Genomic DNA, 299 nt, shown 5'->3' with positions numbered 1-299 from the left:
GCCTCCGCGCTCCGGCCGATCCGGACCAGGGCGATGCCCCGCAGGACGGCAGTATCGCGCTGGATGGCCAGGAGCGGATCGTCGGCGGCCGCGATCTCCAGTGCGGTGAGGCCCTCGTAATCGGGGCCGTTGGCGAGATCCGCGCGGGCCAGCGCCAAGCGGGCCGGACCGCGCTCGGTCGGCGTCGCCGCGACGGCCGCGCCGAAGAGTCCGCGCAGGGTCGCGCGGACATTCCCCATCCTGGCGCGCTCCCAGGGCTCCTTCGCGATCGCGAGGGCCCCCGCGTCGACGAGCGCCAC

Annotated in this window: 1 protein-coding gene; it reads right to left on the bottom strand. The window is 75.9% G+C overall.

From position 1 onward, the window contains the following. A partial coding sequence (locus ACLBX8_RS31990) for a hypothetical protein (protein WP_447716448.1) occupies positions 1–299 on the bottom strand: 299 nt, incomplete at both ends.

The organism is Methylobacterium sp. D48H, from assembly GCF_053345715.1.
This window is presented reverse-complemented; position numbering and strand designations above follow the sequence as displayed.